Origin of the sequence: Weissella muntiaci (assembly GCF_008107635.1) — a bacterium.
GTDB lineage: Bacteria > Bacillota > Bacilli > Lactobacillales > Lactobacillaceae > Weissella > Weissella muntiaci.
In genome coordinates this window covers 127,257-151,318 of the sequence record NZ_SDGZ01000015.1, presented here as the reverse complement: position 1 = coordinate 151,318, position 24,062 = coordinate 127,257, and the positions used below count along the sequence as shown (strand labels likewise).

Sequence of the window (24,062 nt, the reverse complement as noted above, 5' to 3'; positions counted from 1 at the left end):
GGGAATATGACACCTTTACAGGAACAACAATTACGGCAAATTACACAATATATGCAGGAGCGTCTGGGACAAGATCGTTCTGGGCATGGTGATGATCATATTGGACGAGTTGTGACACTTGCTGGTCATATTTTAACGACCGAACCTGAGGCAGATGAATTTATTACGCTTGCGGCAGCAACACTGCATGATACTTACGATGACAAATTATTTGCCGATCCGTTAGAGGCAAAGCAACAAGTTCAGCGCTTTTTAACTGAAATCAAGCTGTCAGATGATCAGCAATTAAAGATTTTTCAAATCATTGATAATATGTCATGGAGCAAGCAGCGATTTGGTAACCCCGAGCCATTGGATATTACGGGACAGATTGTGCAAGACGCTGATCGTTTGGAAGCAATTGGTGCAATCAGCGTAGCGCGAGTTATTCAATATGGTGTTAAGAAGGGACATCCACTTTATGATCCTGAAGTCACGCCGCGTGATTTAAAAACCAAAGCCGACTATCGCTCTGATAAGGGAGAAACGGTGGTTAATCATTTCTATGAGAAGCTATTTCTCCTAAAGGATTATATGAATACGGTTGAAGGTAAAAGGATTGCTAATAAGCGAGATCAGATAATGCGAGATTTTGTGGTAGCTTTTGAAGCTGAATGGCAAGGTCGTGATTTTCTAAGCTAGACTTTAAAATGGTCCAACCAATTATTGGTTGGACCACTTTTATGTTATAGTAAGAATAATGCTTTGATCGGAGATAAGAGTGTGACGGAAATTTTATATATGAAAGTGTTTTCGGACTTGAAAACACGAATTTTAAATGCTGAATTTACAAGCCAAAAACTACCGGACGAGCGCTCGCTAGCGCTTGAATATAATGTATCCAGAAGCTCTATTAAACGTGCCTTGGCCTTATTGGCGACGCAAGGAATCATTTTTAAAAAGCGGGGATCGGGAACCTTCGTTAATCCAATTTATTTAAAGAATCAGTCAATGTTTCATTCAATTGGTAATAATTTGGGAGTTTCTGATTCGTACCGCTTTGACGGCGAAGCACCGGCAATTGAATTGCTTGAATTTTCAAAGGAGCTGGCGGATCAGGAAACGTGTCAGGCACTCTTTTTACAGGATGGTGAACAGGTTTATCGAATTAAACGATTGCGTAAGATTCAAAATGTCCCGTTCATGATTGAGAACGCTCTGATTCCTGAGAAGTTATTACCTGGACTAACAGAGGCTGATATGGAGCATTCAATGTTTCATTATGCAGAAGAGCAGACCAAGAAGGCCGTTACGAAATCATTTATGACAGTGACAGTTGAGCCATCAACGAAACAGGATCAGACCTTGTTAGAATTGAGTCGCAATGAGCCAGTTGGGATTATGGGTGGAATTTTCTTTCTGGATGATGGGACACCGTTTGAAGTTGGAAGTATGCGGATTCACTATAAGTACATGCGTTACAATAGCTTTATTTCTTTGGATGGCGAATGAAGCGCTTACATGAAATTGGACCGCACCAATTAGAAAATAATCCTTGTAGCACACTATAAAATTTGTTATCATGAAAGACGTAATCCAGAAGATAACTTCTGCGATTGAACCTTTCTCAAAATAATAAGGAGATTAATCAAAATGGCAGTAGATTTTGATTCCAAGGAATACCTTGGTAAGGTTGACGCCTGGTGGCGCGCAACCAACTACCTTTCAGCAGGTATGATTTTCTTGAAGAGCAATCCGTTGTTCTCAGTTACTAACACACCAATTCAAGCGGATGACGTTAAGGTTAAGCCTATCGGTCACTGGGGAACTATCTCAGGACAAACTTTCCTTTACGCTCACGCAAACCGTTTGATCAACAAGTACAACTTGAACATGTTCTACATCGGTGGACCTGGTCACGGTGGACAAGTTATGGTTACGAACTCATACTTGGACGGTTCATACACGGACTCATATCCTGAGATCACTCAAGATGTTGAGGGTATGTCACGTTTGTTCAAGCGCTTCTCATTCCCTGGTGGAATTGGTTCGCACATGACTGCACAAACTCCTGGTTCATTGCATGAAGGTGGAGAACTTGGATACTCATTGTCACACGCAACAGGTGCTATTTTGGACAATCCTGACCAAATCGCATTTACTGTTATCGGTGATGGTGAAGTTGAAACTGGTCCAGCAATGACTGCTTGGCACTCAATCAAGTTCATCAGCCCTAAGAACGATGGTGCGGTTTTGCCTATCTTGGATGTTAACGGATTCAAGATTTCAAACCCAACAATCTTCTCACGTATGAGCGATGAAGAGATTACTAAGTTCTTCGAAGGTTTGGGATACTCACCTCGTTTCATCGAGGGATCAGAGATCCACGACTACATGGCATATCACGAATTAGCTGCTAAGGTTTTGGACCAAGCTATTGAAGATATCCAAGCAATCCAAAAAGACGCTCGTGAAAACGGACGTTACGCTGACGGTGAAGTTGCAGCATGGCCTGTAATTATTGCTCGTTTGCCAAAGGGTTGGGGTGGACCAACACATGACGAGTCAGGTGCACCTATCGAAGGTTCATTCCGTGCTCACCAAGTGCCACTTTCTTTGTCACAAAAGAAGATGGGAACTTTGCCAGAGTTTGAAGAGTGGTTGAACTCATACAAGCCAACTGAATTGTTCAACGCTGATGGTTCATTGAAGCCAGAAGTTGCTGAAATGGCACCAAAGGGTGACAAGCGTATGGCTGTTAACCCATTGGCAAATGGTGGACGTGCCGCTGGTGAAGCTGCTACTGATTTGGCTTTGCCAGACTGGAAGCAATACACTAACGACGTTAACGAATCAAACCGTGGAACTGAATTGGCTGATGCCAACCGTAACATGGACATGAACGTATTGTCAGGATTCTTCGCTGAAGTTTCAAAGATGAACCCAACATCATTCCGTATCTTCGGACCTGATGAGACAATGTCAAACCGTTTGTGGAAGATGTTTGAAATCACAAACCGTCAATGGATGGAAGAAGTTAAAGAGCCAGCTGACCAATACGAAGCTCCAGAAGGACGTATTTTGGATGCACAACTTTCAGAGCACCAAGCTGAAGGTTGGTTGGAAGCTTACACTTTGACTGGTCGTGTTGGTGTATTCGCATCATACGAGTCATTCTTGCGTGTTGTAGATTCAATGTTGACTCAACACTTCAAGTGGTTGCGTCACGCCTCAGAGCAATCATGGCGTAACGATTACCCATCATTGAACGTTATCTCAACATCAACTGTATTCCAACAAGATCACAATGGTTACACTCACCAAGATCCTGGTATGTTGACACACTTGGCTGAAAAGAAGTCTGACTTCATCCGCCAATACTTGCCAGCTGATGGAAACACTTTGTTGGCTGTGTTCTCACGTGCGTTCTCAGAGCGTCACAAGATCAACCACGTTGTTGCATCAAAGCAACCACGTCAACAATGGTTCTCAGTTGATGAAGCTGCTGAATTGGCTACTGAAGGAATCAAGGCTATCGACTGGGCATCAACTGTTGCCGCTGGCGAAGCTGCTGATATCGTCTTCGCATCTGCTGGTGTTGAGCCAACAATCGAGACTTTGGCTGCCTTGAACTTGGTTAACGCTGCCTTCCCATCTGTAAAGATGCGTTATGTAAACGTTGTTGAATTGCACCGTTTGCAAAACAAGAATGGTAAGATGAACCACGAGCGTGCCTTGTCTGACGCACAATTCTCAGAATTGTTCGGTGAGTCAGGAACACCTGTTGTCTTCGGATTCCACGGATACGAAGACTTGATCGAGTCATTCTTCTACGAGCGCGCCCACTTGGGATTGCATGCTCATGGTTATCGTGAAGATGGTGATATCACCACTACTTACGACATGCGTGTGTACTCAGAATTGGATCGCTTCAACCAAGCCAAGGACGCTGTTTCAACGTTGATGGCAAATGGTGTAATTGCAGAAGCTGACGGTCAAGCATTCTTGAACGACATGGACGCAATTTTGGCAAAGCACTTCGACGTTACTCGTAACGAGGGACATGATATCGAAGAGTTCACTGACTGGAAGTGGACTGCTTTGAAGAAGTAATCTACTGCCGTTAGATTATTTAAAAATTTGAATAGTTGCAGATTTGAAAATTTTAAATCATGTAAGTATTCTAAGATAAAAGGGCTTCAAACATAATTATGTTTGAAGCCCTTTTTGTTGTATTGGAAATCCCAATCATGGGGACTGGTGTGTTGTATGTCGTAGGGGTTATTTGTTACAATAAAACAATCGGAAACATTTTACGGAGGGTCGCAGTTTTGATTGTACTATTAGTGTTGGGATTGGTTTTGTTAATTATATCGGGAGTTCGCTACTGGCAACGTGGCAAATTCCACTGGATTACGGCAGTTATTGGTGTTATTTTAGTTGTCGTCATGGGTGTGGGAGTTCATCTAGCTAAAACGCAACATTTTGGTATGAGTAAGGTGCCTGTTTCTACCACACAGAAGATTGAGCCAGCAACAACATTGTTGGGTTATAAGATTATTGCAACTAATAATTCACACACGTCGGCCGAAGTTTATACTTATCAACGCAATGGAAAAACCTATCAAACAATTGACTCAAACAAAAAGCCAACAATTAATCAGATTGACGGTGAAAAGGGGACTTTACGGACAACTTTAAATACCTACCAAGTTACAAATCCATGGCAACAGATTTTGTTGGTTGGAATGTCTACAATGGTTAAGGGTGAAGGTTACACAAAGTTAGACCTACCGAAGGACTGGTATGTAATCAATCAAAAAGATCTAGCAGCTGATCAAAAGTATGTACAAGATCAAAAGAAGCAAATTCCAGATAAGGTTGCAACTGAAACAGCCAAACAATTACAAGACGCGGCAAATAGTGACAGTAGCATTTTGACAGACAAAGATAAGCAGAAAGCTTTGCAGGACAAAGTTGTAGCAGAGGTGCAAAGTCAAGTAGACGAAGCAACTAAGCAAGCTTTGCAGACGAAACTAGATCAGCAGAATGAGCTGAAATAAAGTTAATAAAACCCGCTAACATTCTTGTTAGCGGGTTTTAAAGTTTATAATTCAAATTTTTTATCCATGGTCAACTTGATTGGTGCGTGATCGTGCCGGGCACCAGTATCAATGACTTCGAAATCACTAATGTTAGCCTCTAATCGGTTTGATACTAGGTAATAGTCAATGCGCCAGCCAGAATTATTAAGCTTAGCGGTTTTTGAACGCTGCGCCCACCACGTATAAACGCCTTCTGTATCTGGATTTAAGAAGCGAAAGGCATCTGTGAAGCCAGCGGCCAATAGACTGGTAAAATGAGTACGCTCTTCATCGGTAAACCCGGCATTTTTATGATTAGTGTTTGGATGTTTCAAGTCAATTTCGGTATGTGCAACATTTAAGTCCCCGGAGAAAATGACAGGCTTGCTTTGGTCTAGTTTTTGAATATAAGTACGATATGCGTCATCCCAGGCTTGCCGATCATCAAGTCTTGCCAATTCGTCGCCAGAGTTTGGCGTGTAAACAGTTGAAACAAAAGTATGCTCGAATTCCAGGGTGATAATCCGTCCCTCAAGGTCCATCTCCCCAGGAGCAGAAATTTGAGGGTATTCAACACTTAATGGCTCTTGGCGGCTTAACATCATTGTTCCCGAATATCCAGCTCGTCCAGTGCTGTAATTTAGGTAACGATAATAGTTGGGAAATAATTCGTCTAGGGCATCGGCTTGCTTTTTTGTTAGGCCATTTGGCTTTAGCTTGGTTTCCTGAATTGCAAGCACATCTGGTTGTTGATTTGCGATGTCCTCAAGTACAGACCAAGTCAGCTCTCCTCGGGGAGATTTATGTTCAACTGCGGCATTCAAACTATCAATGTTCCAAGAAATAAATTTCATATTCCCAACCTCGCTCTTTTTCTTTGAACCTATTGTAGCATACCTAAATGAACAGGAAAGAAGGCGAGAAAAAAAGCACGTAACATTTATCATGTTACGTGCTTTTTCAGATAGCCCATCAGAGAATCGAACTCTGGATTCCGCGCTGAGAACGCGACGTCTTAACCACTTGACCAATGGGCCAGTATGATATTATTTGGTGCTTAGAGCAATAGCCCATCAGAGAATCGAACTCTGGATTCCGCGCTGAGAACGCGACGTCTTAACCACTTGACCAATGGGCCAAAAAATATCATCTGTTACTTAACAACAATATAGAATAATACAGGATTCTAAAAGGCATGTCAACCATATTTGCTCTTTTACAGTGAGTAATCAGGAAATTCTGACGGAGGGGAAATGTTCAGTCCTTCGAACAGCTGTTTATCAATTGCGGCAGAGGAAGGGGCTTAGATAAGGTATAATGGTATTAAACAGAAAAAAGGGGTCTCAAGTAATGTCATTTAATCTTTATATGGTTCGCCACGGACAAACATTTTTTAACAAATATGAACGTATGCAAGGATGGGCTGATGCACCGCTAACGAACCAAGGAGTAGCGGATGGCTATTCTGCTGGGGCTCGATTGAATAATATTCGCTTTAGTGGGGCTTACTCATCTGATTTAACGCGGGCGGTTCGAACAGCTGAGGAAATTTTGGAGCGTAATCGACAATCTAAGGGATTGACTGAACCTACGCAACTCTTCCAATTCCGTGAAGTTTTCTTTGGTTTTTTTGAGGGTCTGCCTTCAGATCAAAGTGGAAAGATGGTTTCTGAGGCAATCAACCAACCAGAGATGTCATATGCTCAGCTAATGCAAAACATTCCTTATAATGAGGTTTTGGATGGCTTCCGAGCAGCTGACCCAACAGATGATGCGGAGGATGCTGAAACTTTCCTTGCGCGATTAGATAATGGTTTGGACATTTTGCGTCGTGAACACCGTGATGGTGATAATGTTCTTTTGGTGGCGCATGGATCGTTAATTCGTAATATGGCAGCTCGTTATGCTGATCCAGCACTAGCTGGGCAGAAGATCACCAACGGAGCGGTAACGCTTTGGGAAGTTGATGATGAAAATATTGAACTTAAAGTTTATAACGATAACGAGAGAAATTGGTAATAAAAATATATGTACGATAATGAGCAGTCCCCGGTTCAGCCGGTGGTATTAGTCGGTCTAGACCGCGGTAATGAACAGTTTGAATATCAAATGATTGAATTGGCAAATCTAGCATCTGCTAATCACATGGAAGTTAGTGAGGTTGTGACACAGAAGCTAGATCGGCCAAACTCTGCCACATATTTTGGTAAAGGTAAGATCGAAGAGTTAGCAGAAGTCTTAAAGGTAGCTGATGTTAAGATGATTGTTGCCAATGATGAACTATCACCCTCGCAAATTAGGAATATTGAGCAAGGTACTGGCGCAACTGTAATGGATCGAACGGCATTGATTTTGGACATCTTTGCTTCACGTGCCAAGACTCGTCTAGCGAAGTTACAAGTTCAAATCGCGCAACTGCAATATCAACTGCCACGTTTACGGACGAGCATGAATATTCGCCTTGATCAACAAACTGGTGGCGGTGGTGGTTCGTTTACTAGTCGTGGTGCTGGTGAAACTAAACTAGAAACGAACCGACGCCTGATCGAACATCAGATTTCAGTTTTGCGGAAAGAATTGGCAGAAATTGAGGCGGATGATGAGACACGGCGTGCGCAAAGGACAAAGCAAAACATCAAGAATGTGGCACTGATTGGTTATACAAATGCCGGTAAATCAACGATTATGAATGGTTTGGTAAAGCGTTTTGGCGAGAATCAAGATAAACTCGTCTTTCAGGCAGACATGCTCTTTGCCACGCTTGAGACGTCCGTCCGTAAATTGAATTTGCCTGACAAGCAAAGTTTTTTACTGTCAGATACAGTTGGGTTCGTTTCTCAGCTACCACACAATTTGGTGGCTGCATTTAGAGCGACTCTGGCAGAGGCGGCCCAGGCAGATTTGCTAGTACAAGTTGTCGACTATGCAGATCCACATTATCAAGAGATGATGGAAACGACTCAGACGACCTTGAGTGAGATTGGAGTTGGTGGTATTCCAATGATTACCATTTATAACAAGGCCGATTTACGTGAGTCAACTGTTTACCCAGAACGAACAGGGGATATTTTGACGTTGTCGGCGCAAGATGATGCATCGTTGGACCTATTGATTGCTACGATTAGAGAGCACATCTTTGCGGACCATGTCCAGACAACGTTGCTAATTCCTTTCGATCAGGGGCAACTAGTTTCTGATTTGAATGAGAATGCGACTGTGCATGAACTGACATATACGGAGAATGGGACTGAAATGTCGGTCACTTTGACTCCCGCGCAGGCTGGTCGTTATGAACAATATCGTTTAGATTAAAAAGTTAAAGTGACGGTCATTAGAGATGCTCTAATGACCGTTATTTTTTTATAATTAGATTGTTTTAAACAATACCTTGACACACACAGTAATAAAGTGATAAATTACTGTGTGTGATAAAGTAAAATGAAAAAGGAGCGAATATGGCAGAGATTTCAAAAGATTTGATTCGTGGACATACAGATGCGATTGTACTTAATATTTTGGCGCAGGGCGATTCGTATGGTTACAGAATTGTACAAGATATTCGCTCGATGTCGGATAATCAATATGAATTAAACGAAGCAACCCTATATACTGTTTTTCGCCGTTTGCAGAAGGACGAGCTTGTTACACCATATTATGGAGATGAGACGCAGGGTGGCCGACGTAAGTACTATGCAATTACGGATCGCGGGCATGAGGTATTGCGGACAGCGCAGGCAGATTGGCAAATCGCCAAGCCGATTATCGATCACTTAGTAAGTGGAAAGGTAGTGGAAGCATGAATGAACTAATTCAACAAGCGTTGGTACCAATCTTTGACGGTATCGATCAAACCGGAGATGTGGCTGATTTTTATCGTGAATTGACAAGTGATGTAATCGAGTCGGCGCAGAACATTCGAGCAGCCGAACCAAATTTGACCAAAACAGAAGCTGTAAATCGGGCTTTAGAAGGTATGGGCGATTTGCGGGCAGTTGTGTTGATGATTGCAGATACTGAGGGGGTTGATGTTTCACCAGTTGTGACTGATGAGAATACGGTTGATTGGTCAAAAAAGGGACAACGTCAGGTTTTCAAAGCAATTCCGGTTGATCGTGTCCAAAATGTAACGATTAATACTCAAGATGCAAATGTTCGTTTTGTGGCAAGTACGACTGATGATCTAGAGCTGGACTATTATCAACGGGGGATTAATGGTCAAACTATTCAAATTGAGGAACGCGACGGCAATATTAAAGTAGTGTTGCCTCGGCCAAATTTCATTGATTACATCGTACCTTTCCGCCACCCACATCAATTACTTGAAGTTCGTCTACCAAGTGATTTACTGGGAACCGTTCGATTAGATGCTCGGGCAGGAAACATCTCCTTGGATAATTTTGCAACGCCAGATTTGGACTTGGCGGTTATTTTGACGGCGGGGAATTTACGAATTAATCGGGTTCAGGCAAATCGTTTTGATCTCGGGGCCAAGGCCGGTAACATTCAGGCAAGTCAGGTTAAGGCAGAGGAATGGCGAATTGTTGCTCGTGCAGGAAACGTTCGCTTATCTGATGTAACAGGTGAATTTGATGTTGCAGTTCGCTCAGGTAATGTTGTACTGGATGACGCAATTGGTCACGGTATTTTCAAAGCGACTAGCGGAAATGTGCGGACGATTTGGCGACAAGTTGATGGGGATTTGAATTTTGCAGCCGAATCGGGTACGGTCAAAGTACGGGTTCCTTTAAGCGATCAGTTCAAATTTAATTTGCAATCACAGTCAGGCATCGTTAGGTTAAAGCGTGAAGCAACTTATGAAGTCCAAGTCCAAGGTTATGCAAAGGGAACAACGAGCAAGGACGCTCAGTATAACGTTATTGCTCGTGTGAAGTCAGGTGTGGTTAAGCTGGACTAAGCTAATAAATTAAATGAAAGTTAACCACTCGGTTAAAAAGTCTGTTAAAATAGAAAATGCTTTTTTAGAATTAGATTGGAAGAGGAGAATTGATATGAAGCTTCTAAAACCCTATTGGAAGGGCTATAAGCTTGACGTTACAATGTCATTGATTGCAGTGATCATCATGGCTGTTTCAGCTTTGTGGCAGCCAACATTGCTATCAAAAATTGTCCAAGCAATCTCTGATGATAAAATGTCAGAGGTTAATCGGATTGGAATGGAATTATTATGGTTGGCGCTGGCCGGTTTGTTAGCTGGGGTAGTTAACACCATTTTCTCAGCACGCGCATCACAGGGAATTGCCGCGGATATTCGTGAAAGCACTTATCGTAAGATTCAAGAGTTTTCATTCGCCAATGTTGAGAAGTTCTCAGCTGGAAATCTAGTTGTGCGAATGACCAACGACGTTACGCAGATTCAAAATGTTTTGATGATGATGTTATCAGTCCTACTGAGAACGCCAATTCTGTTTGTTGGTGGATTTATTCTAGCAGTTCACTCGATTCCTGAATTGTGGTGGGTCATCGTGGTGATGGTTGTGCTGGTGTTCATCATTTCAGCTGGTGTATTTAGCCAGATGGGTAAAAAATTCGGTCGGATCCAAGGTTTGATCGATTCAGTTAATTTGAAGGCCAAGGAAAACCTACAGGGTGTCCGGGTCGTTAAATCATTTAATCAAGAAGCTAATGAGCAAAAGCGCTTTAACGTTGTTTCTGATGAAACAAAGGACGTTAACATTCAAATTGGTTACCTATTTTCATTATTGATTCCGGCCTTTATGTTTGTAGGTCAAGGTTTAATGGTAGTGGCAATTTATTTTGTGGGTGACATGGTTGGTGCGCATCCAACAATGTTGGCCGAGATCACAGGTTTCATTAATTATTTGATGATCATCATGCAGGCAATTATTATTGGTGGAATGATGATGACCTTTGCTTCACGTGCTTTTGTTTCAATGGCGCGAATTAAGGAAGTTTTGGATACTAAGATTGATTTGACTTATAAGGATGTACCAGAGCAAAATCTTGATGGTTCTGTTGAGTTTGATGACGTTTCATTCACTTACCCAGGTGACGATGAGGCAACGCTACAAGATATTAGCTTTAAAGTTAGCTCGGGTGAGATGATTGGTATTGTTGGGGCTACCGGTTCTGGTAAGTCAACAATGGCGCAACTAATTCCACGGCTCTTTGATCCTACGGTTGGATCAATCAAGGTTGGTGGTGTTGATTTGAAGGATGTAAATAATCATTCTTTGCGAAAAGCTGTATCCTTTGTCTTGCAACGTGCGACGTTGTTCTCAGGTAAAATCTCTGAGAACTTGCGACATGGTAAGGCAGATGCTGACTTGAATGATATGAAGCATGCCTCAAATATTGCACAAGCGGCTGAGTTCGTTGAGCGATATGCCGATCAATATGAGCATCCAGTTGAGGAACGTTCAGCGAACTTCTCTGGTGGGCAAAAACAACGTTTGTCGATTGCCCGTGGTGTTATTGGAAAGCCAAAGATTTTAATCTTGGATGATTCAACATCTGCCTTGGATGCAAAATCAGAAAAGCTTGTTAAGGAAGCACTTGATCATGAACTGAATGATACAACAACCTTTATTATTGCAGAGAAGATTTCATCAGTTGTAAATGCTGATCGGATCTTCGTTATGGATGAAGGTAAGTTAGTAGCACAGGGAACGCATGCCGAGTTAGTTAAGTCTTCTGATGTGTACCGCGAAATCTATGAAACACAAAAGGCACAGGAGGCATAAGACGATGAAAGATCTAGGTAAGTCTGTGCGCTTCTTCGCGCATTATTTTAAGCGTTATAAATTATCGCTTATCTTTATTGTAATTTTTACAATTTTATCAACTTGGCTACAAGTGAAGGCGCCCGTTTATATGGGTAAATCAATCACTGAGTTATCGAAGTATTTGATGACTAAGCTAAATCCAATGACTGCAAGTCAGGCAAGTTTGAGCGACTTCCATTCAGCGCTATGGTTGTTCTTTATTTTCGTATTGATGACAACAGTCGCAATGTTTGTGATGTCACTTTTGCAGTCGATTGTAGCACCTAAGGCCGTTAATGATATGCGGACGGGCTTGTTTGCTAAAATGCAACGAATGACAATTCGATATTTTGATAATCATCAAGATGGTGAAATCTTAGCTCGTTTTACATCAGATTTGGATAATATCTTCAATGCCATGAACCAAGCGATCTTCCAATTGTTTACACAATTGGTTTTGATGATTGGGATTGTTTGGCAGATGTTTAACCAAGATTCTAAGATGGCATGGGTAACAGTAGCTTCAACACCGGTTGCTGTGATTTTAGCGGCAATCTTTATTGTTCAAGCCAGAAAGTATGTTGAGTTACAACAGGCCGAAGTTGGACATTTGAACGGTTATATTAACGAGCAAATTAACGGTCAAAAAGTTATCATTACGAATGGTTTGCAGGAGCAATCAATTGATAAGTTCCTTACACATAATGATAAGGTTCGTCAAGCAACCACGCGTGGACAAATTTGGTCAGGAATCTTATTCCCAGTAATGCAAGGGATGTCACTTTTGAACGTTGCGATTGTGATTTATTATGGGGCCTCACAGGCTTTGGATGGATCACTTGCACAACGCGCAACGGCACTTGGTTTGATTGTAATGTTCGTATCTTTCTCACAACAATATTATCAACCAATCACGCAAATCACATCAACATATAACATGTTGCAACAGGCAATTACTGGTGCTAAGCGTCTAAATGAGGTTCATGATCAAGAAGATGAGCTTAATCCGGCTAATGGTGTTAAGTTTACTGGAATTCAAGATAAGATTCTTTTGGACGATGTTCATTTTGGCTACAACGAGGAACGTGAGATCTTACATGGTGTTACAATCGAAGTTGATAAGGGTCAGATGGTTGCGTTGGTTGGACCAACTGGTTCAGGTAAGACAACGGTTATGAATCTGTTGAATCGTTTCTACGATGTTAATTCAGGGTCAGTAACGTTTGACGATGTTGATGTTCGTGATATGGACTTGAAGTCACTTCGTGATCACGTCGGAATCGTTTTGCAAGATTCGACTTTGTTCTCTGGAACGATTCGGGATAATATTGTTTACGGTAAGCCGGATGCTACTGATGAAGAAGTTACAGCAGCAACTAAGCAAGCTAATATTCATGACTTCATCATGGCATTGGAAGACGGTTATGAAACAAAGGTCTCTGATGAGAATTCAGTCTTCTCAACTGGACAAAAGCAATTGGTATCAATTGCTCGGACAATTTTGACAAATCCAGATTTGTTAATCTTGGATGAAGCAACCTCAAATGTTGATACTGTTACAGAAGCGAAGATTCAAAAGGCGATGGATAACGTGATCGCCGGTCGGACCAGCTTTGTAATTGCACACCGATTGAAGACAATTTTGAATGCTGATAAGATTGTGGTCTTGCGCGATGGAAAAGTTATCGAACAAGGTAGCCATCAAGAATTGTTAGCTGAGAATGGCTTCTATGCGGAGTTGTATAACAACCAAATGGTCTTTGAATAAAATCGATTTTGATAATCATGATTTAGTTTGACTATAAAAAACACTGCCCTTAGTATAAATTCGGGTAGTGTTTTTTCTTAGCATGTTAATCCAGGATATTAGTTAATGAATTGAGGAAATAACAAAATATTAAAGACTAGTCTTATTACAGGTTTATTTACCTTGATATGGTAAAATCATAAATAAGATGATTGAGATAAGGGTGGTGAAAGTATGGCTGAATATGACATTATGGGAACGCCAATTTGGGTCTATTTTAAGGATTCCGATACGAAAGCAACTATTCAACCTCCAAAAATAATTGAAGGTGGCTTAGGTTCGATCTTTTCAATTAAAGCTGATGAGATCGAAAGTTATAAGCTTGATCGAACTGAAGGCGAGTTACATGGAATCTTTGATGAGAGCATGCATACAATCACCTTTTATTATCGTAAAGATAATTGGGCTGAGACTGAAGTATTAACAGATAAATATATTGTTGTTCAAAAAGATACGCCAATTTATGACGATATCAATGGCGAACAAGCGTCTGGAATGATGCACGAGAATTCAACATGGAAAGTTACGACTCGAGTTGCAACTAAGAATGGTAAATTCTGGTATCAGATTGCTGATTCGCGCTGGATTATGTATGCACGCAATAATATCAAGTTAGTTGATACACCAAATGATATTGTTTTAACCGATAATGGCGAGACTGCTTTAACGAAGTGGCCGACAATGCCATTCAAAGCGATGGCTAATGTAGATTATGTCGCTAATAGTGCTGTTTCTGTATATTATCAACCATATGGTCGAGAGATGGCATTGTTGCCTAATGGTCGGCTAGTTGAAGTATTGGAAATTATGCATGACCCGTCGGGTGTGGATTGGTATCATTTAGCACCTGCTGGTTGGATTAATGGAATTTATTTGAAATTCCAGGAATAAAGCGGTGAAAGCTGGCAGATGCCAGTAATTTCAAATACAAAGGGACTTGCTTTTTAGGCAAGTCCTTTTGTATTTAGATGCTTTTTGATAAAATTAACGTAAACGCTTACTTGGAGGATGATATGAGTGCACCATTGTTACTAGAGCCAGTTTTTCATGACAAGATATGGGGTGGAACGACCTTGGCGGAGCGTTATCATTTTTCAATTCCCAGTCAAACAACAGGAGAGGCATGGGTTATTTCTGGACATGCTAATGGCGTGGAATTAATTAAGAATGGAACCTATGCTGGAATGAGCCTAGCGCAAGTTTGGCATAATCACCCGGAATTGTTTGATAATAAGAATCCAGAACGGCCCTTTCCTTTGTTGGTTAAGTTCTTAGACGCACATCAAGATTTGTCAGTTCAAGTCCATCCCGATGATGCATATGCAGGCGAACATCACGGTGAGTTGGGTAAAACGGAGTCGTGGTATATCGTTGCAGCGGAGCCAGGAGCAGAAATTTATTATGGTCACAGTGCGCAGACTGAAGCAGAATTTAGAGCGTTAGTTGATGCTGGCGATTGGGAACAACTATTGACGAAGGTACCTGTTAAGGCGGGGGACTTCTTTTATGTGCCAGCTGGAACTTTACATGCTTTGGGGGCTGGGACATTTGTGCTTGAAACACAACAATCGTCGGATGTAACTTATCGGGTCTATGATTTCGACCGGCGTGATGCTCAAACGGGGGCATTGCGAGAGTTGCATTTGGAGGATGCTAAAAACGTGACAACGGTACCCTTTAAACCTGAACAACCGAGCCAAGTAACTGTTACACGTCCGGGTGTTGTAATTACAACTCTCGTCGAAGCAGCCTATTTTAATGTTTTCAAGTGGGAGCTTGATGGTGAAGCGGTATTTGAACAAACGGCACCATACACGTTGGCTACGATCATTGAAGGTAGCGCAAGCTTGATGGTGGACGGCGTAGATTACTCGTTGGAGGCGGGACAGCCATTCATTTTGCCGAATGATGTAAAAACTTGGCAGTTGAAGGGGCAGGCCCAATTGATTGTATCAACACCTGGACCGGCGTCACGATAAATATCAAAAATAAGATCATTTTAGCATCGAAAGCTGAGATGGTCTTTTTTTGTTTAAAAATCTTTACTTGACCAAATGGCATTGCCGGAATAGACTTTAAATAACGATTACATTTGTAAACGATAAGGAGTAGGATGATGGAGAAACATGTCGACAATGAACAAAATCCCTCTAAAGGAATGGATGGGATGGCAGGGATGAGCCATGAAGCGATGCATGGCCATGCTGGCAATCAAATGAACGGAGATAGTCACGAGCCACACACACATCAAGTCAACCATGATATGGTAGAGATGGATCATGGGGAAATGATAAATCACGCTGACCATCAAATGAGTGGAAATGATCATGAGCAACACGCACACCATGCCAATCACAGTATGGATGATATGGCAGATATGAGTCACGGAGCGATGTCAGGTCATCAAATGGGTGCAATGGACCATGGTCATATGATGAATCATGGTGGTCACATGATGGACATGGGCGACATGAATCGGAAACTCAAAGTAAGCATCGCGTTAATGATTCCACTACTGTTGATTTCACCAATTGCAGGTTTTACATTGTTACGTTTTGCGGGTAGCGAGTGGCTTGCACTTGTCTTAGGTTCAATCATTTTTTTCTATGGTGGAACACCATTCTTTAGTGGTGCTAAAGGTGAATGGCAGAGCCGGAAGCCAGCAATGATGATGCTGATAACGATGGGAATTACAGTAGCTTATGTTTACTCAGTTTATGCGACCTTTGTAAATTATTTTGGTGGCATGGCCATGAGTTTTTGGTTTGAACTGGCCACGTTAATTGTAATTATGTTAATTGGCCATCTCATCGAAATGCAAGCAGTTATGCGTGCTGGAGATGCCTTAAACGATCTGGCGAGTTTAGTACCCAAGTTGGCCCATTTAAAGTCTGGTAAGGATGTACCAATATCAGCACTACAGGTTGGCGATATTGTATTGGTGAAAGAGAATGAGCGGATACCAGCTGATGGTAAGATCTTGGGGTCAGCGCTAATTGATGAATCAATGATCACAGGCGAATCGCGGGCAGTACAGAAGAACGCCTCAGAAAAGGTTTTTGGTGGTTCTTTGAATCAGAATCTGCCATTTGAAATGCAGGTTGAAAATTTGGGGAGCGATTCATTTTTGAATCAAGTTGCAGAGTTGGTTCAGAAAGCACAAGGTCAGAAATCAGCAGCTGAGAATTTGGCTGATCGGGTCGCCGGATATTTGTTTTATGCTGCTTTAATTGTGGGGATAATTGCTTTTGTGGCGTGGTCATTGACGACTAACTTAAGTTTTGCATTGTTGTTGGCAGTCTCAGTCTTTGTGATCGCTTGTCCGCATGCACTTGGCCTAGCTGTGCCGTTGATCGTTGCGAGATTGACGAATATCTCGGCTAAGAATGGGCTTTTGATTCAGAATCGGACCAGTTTGGAAGCCGTTGGAAAAATCAAATATGCGCTTATGGACAAAACTGGAACTTTGACGGACGGGAAATTTGAAGTTCGTGAAGTTACTAAGTTGACGCCAACTTCAATTGATATCTTAGAGTATATGGCAGCCTTGGAATCCCAATCGACGCATCCAATTGCTCAATCTATTATTCAAAAAAATGGAGGGCAACACCCCGAGGTAAGCGCGATTGAAAATTTGCCCGGCGTAGGATTAAGTGGCGTGATTGCTGGTGAACGCTACTATTTAGTTAATGCGAACTATCTCAAAGAACAAGCACTAACGTTTGATCGGTCACGGATTGAGCAGGCTTTGTCGCAGGGTATGACGGTCAGTTTCCTTGTGGTAGATCAAGTAGTGCTCGGATATATTGTGCTGGGAGATTCTCCTAAGGCTGATGCAACTAAATTTATTGCGGGGCTTAAAGCGCAAGGGATTATTCCAGTCATGTTAACTGGCGATAATCAAAATACGGCAGCTAAAGTAGCACAAAGCTTGGGGATTGAGGAGTTTAGAGCGGAGTTGAAACCAGAAGATAAGGCTCGGATTGTTCAAGAGTATCAGCAAAAAGGAGCAGTCTTATTTATTGGTGATGGTGTGAATGATTCGCCAGCTTTAGCGACGGCTGATCTTGGTGTCGCAATCGGTGCAGGAACTTCAGTAGCGATTAATTCAGCTGATGTTGTGTTAGTTAATTCAAACCCCAGTGACGTATTAGACTTATTGGCAATTGCTAACCGGAGTAATCGTAAAATGAAGGAAAACCTTTGGTTTGGTGCGGGTTATAATATTATTGCGATTCCTTTAGCAGCCGGAATCTTATATCCAAGTTTCCATATATATATTGATCCATTGGTAGCTGCATTGTTAATGAGTGTCTCAACGGTGATTGTGGCAATTAACGCGATGACATTAAAATATGATAAATAGTAAATATTGATGATCGTACCTGTACAGGTACGATCTTTTTGATATTGAGCGATTTGATTTCTTGTATTTGGCGAGTTGCGTCATGCACTTGTCAGTTGCGCTTTGCACTGAGTTGGATTGCTTGTTGTTGGGGGATGGACACGGGTAAAATAAGGACAAAGAACGAGTGGCTATGAAAGGAGTAGGATAATGGAGATTATCTTTGCGCAACAATTAGTAGAATTAAGACAGGTCGCAGGTCTATCACAAGAAGATTTAGCAGGAAAACTATTTGTTACACGGCAGGCAATTTCAAAGTGGGAACGTGGTGAGGTAGCACCTGATTTGAATAAGATTGAACGAATTGCCGAAGTGCTGGGAGTATCCGCCGAAATATTATTGTTTGGTAAGGAGCAATTGGCTGAAGCACAAGTTGGTTCACATGTCGAAGAACGAAAGACTGAGTCGAATCATAGGCGAGCACCCAGAAATGTTTGGGAGTTTCTGGCATGGTATTGGTGGATATTATTTGCGATTGGTGGATATTTAACTTGGTTCATTCCAACAATTATGAAGGCGTTTCAGTAAAAAAAGCTGTGGTATCTACACAGCTTTTTTATCGTAGTAGTGTGGTTGTTGGCGTACTAATTAATATTAAAAAGTGCTTCTGGAAAAGTCGCAAAGGCTCTGGTTCTGGATCTGTTAACCAGGTGGCGATGACTGCCGTAATTTGTTTTTCAATTAAGGTGGCCAAAAAATTGGGTGTAAACCCAGAAAGCTCAGCTGGATGATTGAGATGTTGCTCAATTAACGGTACATATTTTTGATTTAAATAGTTGAACCAGTCTTGATTAAAGGGACTGCTGTAAAGGATGCTGAGATAGAATCGTTGCTCCCAAATTAAGGGCAGAACTTCATCTGCGAAGAATTGAGCTAAGCTTTGTTGATGGGCTTGCGAATAGCTAGTAAATTTGTCATGGATTTTTTGATCGGCCATCATGTAACTAGTTTTAACAATCGTTTCAAGATTTGGAAAATGTTTCTTGTAAATGTTCTGTCGCCGAATACCAACTCGATCAGCAATTGATTGCATGGTGATATTCTTTGATGATTTGGCGTCTTGTATGCAAGCAAAATAGGCATCGATGATCAAGTGCTGGCGTTCACTCAAATAAAGCATTCGTTAGTTACCTCGTATTCTGTTTCTCCCCCCAGTTTTATTTAAGCATTAATTATTGAAAATAAACTGCTAAAAACGTGACATTATGTCACGTTTTTTTACGATGATTTGTATCTCAAAGCAGCCATGAAGGCTTTTACTGCCTTTATTGGCATGCAACATGAATATAAAACCACTTTATCATTTTCAGTCTTGGCGAATATGATGTGATAGGTAAGTTTTATTAGTATACATAAGTTGCAAAGGTTTCAGGGGTGCGGGAGATGAAAAACAAGTTTAGTATTGGAAATTACAAGCCAGTCAGTCGCTGGCTACTGACTGGTATTGGTGGATTGGTGATAGTCGCTTTTATAGCGAATGATGGATATGTTGTTGCCACAACTATGTCAGAGCCGACAAGAATTCAGTCAGCTGGGACTCAGGGAACGTGGGGGAGTGTGGCATGGTATTTTGAAAATCGACGATTGGTTTTATTAACCGGAGTTGCGCCGGAGGTAGCTGAGGAACCGGCAACTACCGCATTTTTGAATGATCCAGATTTACGAGAAATTCTTCCGTTGCTTGAAGAGATTGAAATAGCTGGCGAAATTACAGTTGGAGCGCAAGGGGCGGCTCTTTTTAAAGGGTTGCCCAATTTAACCAAGATAACGGGATTGGCAAATTTAAAGTTAGCTAGTACAGAAGATATCCACGAAATGTTTGCAGATAATCCCAAGTTGGTTAGCTTGGATTCTGAAAATTTAACGGTTGCTTCCGCTAAGAATGTTAACCGGATGTTTGCTAACAATCCGATGCTTGAGGAGCTTAACTTGATAAAGGTTGATTTTAAGGGTTTGTCAATGAATCGAGCGAGTAATATATTTCAGGGTACCCATAATCTTAAAAAAATCACCTTCATGAATAAGGCTTTTGGCCAACAGTATCATGATAACTTAGGACGCGCCTATAATCATGTTGCCAACGAGGATGAATCGTTGGAGCATGTGCCAAATGATGCACAATATGGCGGTAAGTGGATTCAATTAAAAAGTGGGACAGAACGTTATCCGATATATACGGCAACATCGGCCGTCTTGACAGGTAAACAGTTATTGCAACACTTGGGAACAACTTCAGCACCGGGTGGAACTTGGGTGTGGGCACCTGCAATTATGGGTGTACAATAGAAGATTGGGAAATTATATGTTGCGCCGACAATGAATGAACAAGCCTTGAATGATCTGACACTGGCGCATCGGAGTGCTTGGGTTCGATTAGTAAAGACGGATCAGAGGGCCATGCAGACATGGTCGGTTACAGTAAGCTATGATCAGAAAGATTTTCTTAGTCAATTGGGACGGCAAAATGTGACTTGGAAAGTCTATTCGAATAAATTAATGGACGAACCTGTATATGTCTTTAATGGCATGATTGATTTAATGGTTGATCAATCGGATCTCCAAGTTAGGGATGAAATTACCTTTACGATGCCTAATCAAAGTTTTAAGCCGCTAGATCTGATTGTCTCGATAAAAGATCAGACTGGTAGAGAACTTTCAGCGAAACAGGCGCAGGTCGTACCAAACAAACCGATTAACTTGGGGCAGATTCAACATCAGTCGTTCTCATTGCAACATCATTATTGGAATGTGATTAAACCGCGCAATCAGCGTCGATCGGAGATGATTTGGCAAGGTGAAGGTTTAGTACGGAATGCTCAAATCACGGTGCTCGGTATGCGGGATCAAATTCTAACACAAGGCCAGGAATATGATTGGCGGAGCTCGTTCATTTGGCCCGATTTAAAAGGGGAATCGCTACAAGGAAATGTACAAATTCAGTCTAGTACGGGAATTAACCGATTGGACACAAGCAAACCAGGTCAATATCAAATTGAGGGCCAAATCTTGTCGCCTGATGGGCGCATTAGGGCAACTCGGTTAGCTTATGTTGAAATTATGCCGAGAATTATTAGTAGTGAAGCGGATAGTCAGGCTGTTTTGACTCGAGAGCAGTTCTCTAAGAGCAATGAAATGGTCATTTCTGAGCAGGCGGTCCGATTTGACCAGGTGGGCCAGCAATTAGTAACTCAGGAAATAGAGCGACCTCAAATAACACAAGTTACTGAGACTCAGGAAATAGAGCGACCTCAAATAACACAAGTTACTGAGACTCAGGAAATAGAGCGACCTCAAATAACACAAGTTACTGAGACTCAGGAAATAGCACAGTCTCAAATAAGACAAATTACTGAGACTCAGGAAATAGCACAGTCTCAAATAATACAAGTTACTGAGACTCAGGAAATAGAGCGACCTCAAATAGGACAAATTACTGGGACTCAGGAAATAGAGCGACCTCAAACAAGACAAATTACTGGGACTCAGGAAATAGCACAATCTCAAATAATACAAGCTACTGGGACTCAGGAAATAGCACAGTCTCAAATACCACGAATTACTGAGGCTCGAGAAATAGTGCAACCTCAAACACCACAAGCTACTGGAACTCAAGGAATAGCACAGCCTCAAATAGCTCAAGTTATTGAAAATCAAGAAATGATGGTAACGCAATCGATGAAGGCAGTGGAGGGGACACAAGAATCAGTCGTTGTTTTGTTGGAGCGTAAACGGGAAATCGTCTTTGATGAGCAGAAGGCGCGCTCCCTTTCAGGAAAAGATCTTCATAAGGCCGATAATCGTGGAGTTGTCTATAAATATAAAGAAGAAAGAATCAAGGACAATCTTTCGTCTACGGAAGCTGTAAATGAGAAATTGATTTCTGATAAGAATATCCGGCAGTTACCTGCTACCGACTTTGTAACGGTTGCACAACTCTCTTATCTGGGAATGTGTTTGGTATTAGGTGCTTTGATATGTGGATATAAGGAAAAGTAAACTAAAAGGCGACCATTATCATTTGATAATGGTCGCCTTTTAATGACAAGTATGATTGTTATCAACACAATTACATGGGACTTCGTCTGGTGCAGTTAGTGCTTTTTGAGCCAAGATTGCTTGTAAAGATTCAATATCCTTTTTGCTCAAAGCAAGTTTGGGTAAGTTGTTCTCCAGACTTTGCCCAATCCGCATAGCGCACAAATGTTCGAAGAGCTGAGTTAATGATTGATCCATCATAGTCTGTTCAGCAACAGTGCTGGAATAGATAAAGGCATGTTGGTCTGCTTTGGTATCGAGAGCGCCTTTTTTGACCAGGCGTCCTAAAAGAGTTTTAACAGTAGCGGTCTTCCAGCCTTTTTTTTCAATTAGGACATCAGCAATTTCCTTGCTTGTCGATGGGCCAAGCGTCCAGATAATTCGCATCACATCCCACTCTGCATCGGAGATTTCAATTGTATTCATGCTTTATTCCTTATATATGACGATACCCCGAAATGAAGCTAGTAAGGGGGCATGTGACTGTTCAAACTGTCTTTGATTATAATTCTTCTAAATGGATGGTTGACTTTCGGTCGTTCAAAGTGTAGTTTACAACTGTAATTCAAAAAAATCAAGTAATCTGATGGAGTAGCTTATTTCTATAAATGAATGCTAAAATGTAAGTTAGCATTTTTGAAAAAGGAGTTTGACATGAGTCTGAAGAGTTCATTAGCAATGATGGTTGGTAAGACAAGTTATTTTGTGTTGCGCAATATCTTGCATAGAGGAGGAACTTCCTTACCTGGTAAATTGGCCGTCAGGATTGATCCAGACGTAATGACCAATTTAGCAGAAAAGTACGATGTGATTGTCATTACTGGAACTAATGGTAAGACTTTGACAACGACTTTAGCTGCCAGGGTTTTGCGTGAAAAGTTCGGCACAATTATTACAAATCCATCTGGTTCGAATATGATCCAAGGGATTACGGGAACGATGCTTACGGCTAAGGCGCCTAAAAAGGGTGCCCGACCAGTGGCGGTTTTAGAGGTTGATGAAGCCAACGTTGAAGAAATCGCTCGTCAACTTAAGCCAAAAGCATTCGTATTAACGAATATCTTCCGCGATCAAATGGATCGGTTTGGTGAAATCTACACAACTTACGACAAGATCTTAAAGGGAATTCGATTGGTTCCAGATGCAACGGTAATTGCTAACGCAGATTCGCCAATCTTTATGCGTGGTGATCTGCCTAATCCGAAAATTTACTATGGTTTTAATCATTTACCTGCTGATGGTGACATGCGGGCACCGATTAACACGGATGGAATATTATCACCAACTGATCATTCAATATTGCATTATCACTTCATTACGTATGCCAATCAAGGTTATTACTTCTCGAAGACTGATCAGTTTGCTCGACCTGAACTGGATTATGCAGTTACAAAGCTCAACCAGCTAACACCGACATTCTCGAATTTTGATATTGATGGACAGACTTTCCAAATTGAAATTGGTGGGATGTATAATATTTATAATGCATTAGCTGCTTATACAGTTGGTCGATTTATGGGAGTTGACGCAGTTCAGATCAAGAAAGCTTTGGAATCAAACGCACAAATTTTTGGACGCCAAGAAGCAATTACGGTTGATGATAAAGAGGTTACAATCGTTTTGATCAAGAACCCGGTTGGTACGAACCAGGTGATCGATATGATGAAGACGGATTCGGAGCCGTTTTCACTGCTGACATTGCTAAATGCCAATTATGCGGATGGAATCGATACATCATGGATTTGGGACGCCGATTTTGAATCGCTTCATCAAACTGATGTGCGAAAGGTTGCTGTTGGTGGACAAAGATACCGTGATATTAATGTCCGGTTGAAGATGGCTGAGTTTGAAGATATTGCGATTTACGAAGATATAAAGCAAATAACTAAAGCTATTAAGGCGATGCCAACTAAGCGTGTATACATTGCGGCAACTTATACTGCAATGCTGCAACTGCGGGCACAGTTGGCACAAGCTGGCTATATTAAAAATCGACTGGGAGAATAGAC

20 protein-coding genes and 2 tRNA genes are annotated in these 24,062 nt (G+C 41.6%); 17 read left to right on the top strand and 5 right to left on the bottom strand.

The annotated features are described in order from the left end of the window. The first annotated feature begins 6 nt into the window (after positions 1-6). From ESZ50_RS06930 to ESZ50_RS06915, 4 genes are all read left to right on the top strand, one after another. Complete coding sequence (locus ESZ50_RS06930; RefSeq protein ID WP_148622838.1) at positions 7-681, top strand: HD domain-containing protein; 675 nt, start codon at positions 7-9, stop codon at positions 679-681. 81 nt (positions 682-762) lie between these two features. Beyond that, complete coding sequence (locus ESZ50_RS06925) at positions 763-1,491, top strand: GntR family transcriptional regulator (RefSeq protein WP_148622837.1); 729 nt, start codon at positions 763-765, stop codon at positions 1,489-1,491. A 141-nt stretch (positions 1,492-1,632) separates the two neighbouring features. Beyond that, a complete protein-coding gene (locus ESZ50_RS06920) occupies positions 1,633-4,092 on the top strand; it encodes a phosphoketolase family protein (RefSeq protein ID WP_148622836.1) in 2,460 nt (819 codons plus the stop codon). Between the two features lie 98 nt (positions 4,093-4,190). Continuing rightward, a complete protein-coding gene (locus tag ESZ50_RS06915; protein ID WP_148622835.1) occupies positions 4,191-5,042 on the top strand; it encodes a DUF4811 domain-containing protein in 852 nt (283 codons plus the stop codon). Between the two features lie 44 nt (positions 5,043-5,086). Here the strand turns inward: ESZ50_RS06915 and ESZ50_RS06910 are convergent, their stop codons facing one another. The 3 genes from ESZ50_RS06910 to ESZ50_RS06900 all read right to left on the bottom strand — a co-directional run bounded on the left by ESZ50_RS06910 (position 5,087) and on the right by ESZ50_RS06900 (position 6,201). Then, a complete protein-coding gene (locus ESZ50_RS06910) occupies positions 5,087-5,917 on the bottom strand; it encodes an exodeoxyribonuclease III (RefSeq protein ID WP_148622834.1) in 831 nt (276 codons plus the stop codon). Between the two features lie 111 nt (positions 5,918-6,028). Continuing rightward, positions 6,029-6,100: transfer RNA gene (locus ESZ50_RS06905), tRNA-Glu, on the bottom strand. A 29-nt stretch (positions 6,101-6,129) separates the two neighbouring features. Beyond that, positions 6,130-6,201: transfer RNA gene (locus tag ESZ50_RS06900), tRNA-Glu, on the bottom strand. Positions 6,202-6,413: 212 nt separating this feature from the next. On the opposite strand from ESZ50_RS06900, the gene ESZ50_RS06895 reads away from it, so the two are divergent. From ESZ50_RS06895 to ESZ50_RS06850, 10 genes are all read left to right on the top strand, one after another. Continuing rightward, positions 6,414-7,082, top strand: a complete 669-nt coding sequence (locus ESZ50_RS06895) for a histidine phosphatase family protein (RefSeq protein WP_148622833.1) — start codon at positions 6,414-6,416, stop codon at positions 7,080-7,082. A gap of 9 nt (positions 7,083-7,091) precedes the next feature. Beyond that, entirely contained in the window at positions 7,092-8,375 is a 1,284-nt protein-coding gene (hflX, locus tag ESZ50_RS06890) for a GTPase HflX (RefSeq protein ID WP_148622832.1), read from the top strand. A 143-nt stretch (positions 8,376-8,518) separates the two neighbouring features. Further along, the gene (locus tag ESZ50_RS06885; protein WP_148622831.1) at positions 8,519-8,863 is read left to right on the top strand and encodes a PadR family transcriptional regulator; all 345 of its coding nucleotides are present in this window, start codon (positions 8,519-8,521) and stop codon (positions 8,861-8,863) included. Continuing rightward, the gene (locus tag ESZ50_RS06880) at positions 8,860-9,978 is read left to right on the top strand and encodes a DUF4097 family beta strand repeat-containing protein (RefSeq protein ID WP_148622830.1); all 1,119 of its coding nucleotides are present in this window, start codon (positions 8,860-8,862) and stop codon (positions 9,976-9,978) included. The genes ESZ50_RS06885 and ESZ50_RS06880 overlap by 4 nt, the downstream gene beginning before the upstream one ends. A gap of 94 nt (positions 9,979-10,072) precedes the next feature. Beyond that, positions 10,073-11,785: an ABC transporter ATP-binding protein gene (locus tag ESZ50_RS06875; protein WP_148622829.1), complete on the top strand. Its 1,713-nt coding sequence runs from the start codon at positions 10,073-10,075 to the stop codon at positions 11,783-11,785. 4 nt (positions 11,786-11,789) lie between these two features. Further along, a complete protein-coding gene (locus ESZ50_RS06870; protein WP_148622828.1) occupies positions 11,790-13,574 on the top strand; it encodes an ABC transporter ATP-binding protein in 1,785 nt (594 codons plus the stop codon). Positions 13,575-13,787: 213 nt separating this feature from the next. Beyond that, positions 13,788-14,504: a MucBP domain-containing protein gene (locus ESZ50_RS06865; protein ID WP_148622827.1), complete on the top strand. Its 717-nt coding sequence runs from the start codon at positions 13,788-13,790 to the stop codon at positions 14,502-14,504. A gap of 122 nt (positions 14,505-14,626) precedes the next feature. Beyond that, positions 14,627-15,592, top strand: a complete 966-nt coding sequence (manA, locus tag ESZ50_RS06860; RefSeq protein ID WP_148622994.1) for a mannose-6-phosphate isomerase, class I — start codon at positions 14,627-14,629, stop codon at positions 15,590-15,592. 293 nt (positions 15,593-15,885) lie between these two features. Further along, positions 15,886-17,979 carry a copper-translocating P-type ATPase gene (locus tag ESZ50_RS06855; RefSeq protein ID WP_246111530.1) on the top strand — a complete coding sequence of 698 codons (2,094 nt, stop codon included), beginning with the start codon at positions 15,886-15,888 and terminating at the stop codon, positions 17,977-17,979. Positions 17,980-18,168: 189 nt separating this feature from the next. Next, positions 18,169-18,546, top strand: coding sequence for a helix-turn-helix domain-containing protein (locus tag ESZ50_RS06850; RefSeq protein WP_148622825.1), 378 nt, complete (start codon positions 18,169-18,171; stop codon positions 18,544-18,546). A gap of 28 nt (positions 18,547-18,574) precedes the next feature. On the opposite strand, the gene ESZ50_RS06845 is transcribed toward ESZ50_RS06850, so the two are convergent. Then, entirely contained in the window at positions 18,575-19,138 is a 564-nt protein-coding gene (locus tag ESZ50_RS06845; protein WP_148622824.1) for a TetR/AcrR family transcriptional regulator, read from the bottom strand. 263 nt (positions 19,139-19,401) lie between these two features. Here ESZ50_RS06845 and ESZ50_RS06840 point away from each other — a divergent pair, with 263 nt between their 5' ends. Together ESZ50_RS06840 and ESZ50_RS06835 are read left to right on the top strand one after the other, a co-directional pair. After that, entirely contained in the window at positions 19,402-20,304 is a 903-nt protein-coding gene (locus tag ESZ50_RS06840; RefSeq protein ID WP_148622823.1) for a hypothetical protein, read from the top strand. A 30-nt stretch (positions 20,305-20,334) separates the two neighbouring features. Beyond that, entirely contained in the window at positions 20,335-22,014 is a 1,680-nt protein-coding gene (locus ESZ50_RS06835) for a flotillin family protein (RefSeq protein WP_148622822.1), read from the top strand. A gap of 39 nt (positions 22,015-22,053) precedes the next feature. Here the strand turns inward: ESZ50_RS06835 and ESZ50_RS06830 are convergent, their stop codons facing one another. Beyond that, positions 22,054-22,479, bottom strand: coding sequence for a CopY/TcrY family copper transport repressor (locus ESZ50_RS06830; protein WP_148622821.1), 426 nt, complete (start codon positions 22,477-22,479; stop codon positions 22,054-22,056). 228 nt (positions 22,480-22,707) lie between these two features. Between ESZ50_RS06830 and ESZ50_RS06825 the strand changes: the two genes are divergently transcribed. Further along, positions 22,708-24,060 carry a Mur ligase family protein gene (locus tag ESZ50_RS06825; protein WP_148622820.1) on the top strand — a complete coding sequence of 451 codons (1,353 nt, stop codon included), beginning with the start codon at positions 22,708-22,710 and terminating at the stop codon, positions 24,058-24,060. Positions 24,061-24,062 lie beyond the last annotated feature (2 nt).

Coding starts and splice junctions, on each gene's coding strand:
- ESZ50_RS06875 (WP_148622829.1), top strand. CDS start 10,073: ATGAAGCTTCTAAAACCCTATTGGAAGGGCTATAAGCTTGACGTTACA.
- ESZ50_RS06870 (WP_148622828.1), top strand. CDS start 11,790: ATGAAAGATCTAGGTAAGTCTGTGCGCTTCTTCGCGCATTATTTTAAG.
- ESZ50_RS06920 (WP_148622836.1), top strand. CDS start 1,633: ATGGCAGTAGATTTTGATTCCAAGGAATACCTTGGTAAGGTTGACGCC.
- ESZ50_RS06830 (WP_148622821.1), bottom strand. CDS start 22,479: ATGAATACAATTGAAATCTCCGATGCAGAGTGGGATGTGATGCGAATT.
- ESZ50_RS06880 (WP_148622830.1), top strand. CDS start 8,860: ATGAATGAACTAATTCAACAAGCGTTGGTACCAATCTTTGACGGTATC.
- ESZ50_RS06895 (WP_148622833.1), top strand. CDS start 6,414: ATGTCATTTAATCTTTATATGGTTCGCCACGGACAAACATTTTTTAAC.
- ESZ50_RS06855 (WP_246111530.1), top strand. CDS start 15,886: ATGGATCATGGGGAAATGATAAATCACGCTGACCATCAAATGAGTGGA.
- manA (WP_148622994.1), top strand. CDS start 14,627: ATGAGTGCACCATTGTTACTAGAGCCAGTTTTTCATGACAAGATATGG.
- ESZ50_RS06845 (WP_148622824.1), bottom strand. CDS start 19,138: ATGCTTTATTTGAGTGAACGCCAGCACTTGATCATCGATGCCTATTTT.
- ESZ50_RS06930 (WP_148622838.1), top strand. CDS start 7: ATGACACCTTTACAGGAACAACAATTACGGCAAATTACACAATATATG.
- ESZ50_RS06850 (WP_148622825.1), top strand. CDS start 18,169: ATGGAGATTATCTTTGCGCAACAATTAGTAGAATTAAGACAGGTCGCA.
- ESZ50_RS06910 (WP_148622834.1), bottom strand. CDS start 5,917: ATGAAATTTATTTCTTGGAACATTGATAGTTTGAATGCCGCAGTTGAA.
- ESZ50_RS06885 (WP_148622831.1), top strand. CDS start 8,519: ATGGCAGAGATTTCAAAAGATTTGATTCGTGGACATACAGATGCGATT.
- ESZ50_RS06835 (WP_148622822.1), top strand. CDS start 20,335: ATGAATGAACAAGCCTTGAATGATCTGACACTGGCGCATCGGAGTGCT.
- hflX (WP_148622832.1), top strand. CDS start 7,092: ATGTACGATAATGAGCAGTCCCCGGTTCAGCCGGTGGTATTAGTCGGT.
- ESZ50_RS06840 (WP_148622823.1), top strand. CDS start 19,402: ATGAAAAACAAGTTTAGTATTGGAAATTACAAGCCAGTCAGTCGCTGG.
- ESZ50_RS06865 (WP_148622827.1), top strand. CDS start 13,788: ATGGCTGAATATGACATTATGGGAACGCCAATTTGGGTCTATTTTAAG.
- ESZ50_RS06825 (WP_148622820.1), top strand. CDS start 22,708: ATGAGTCTGAAGAGTTCATTAGCAATGATGGTTGGTAAGACAAGTTAT.
- ESZ50_RS06915 (WP_148622835.1), top strand. CDS start 4,191: ATGTTTGAAGCCCTTTTTGTTGTATTGGAAATCCCAATCATGGGGACT.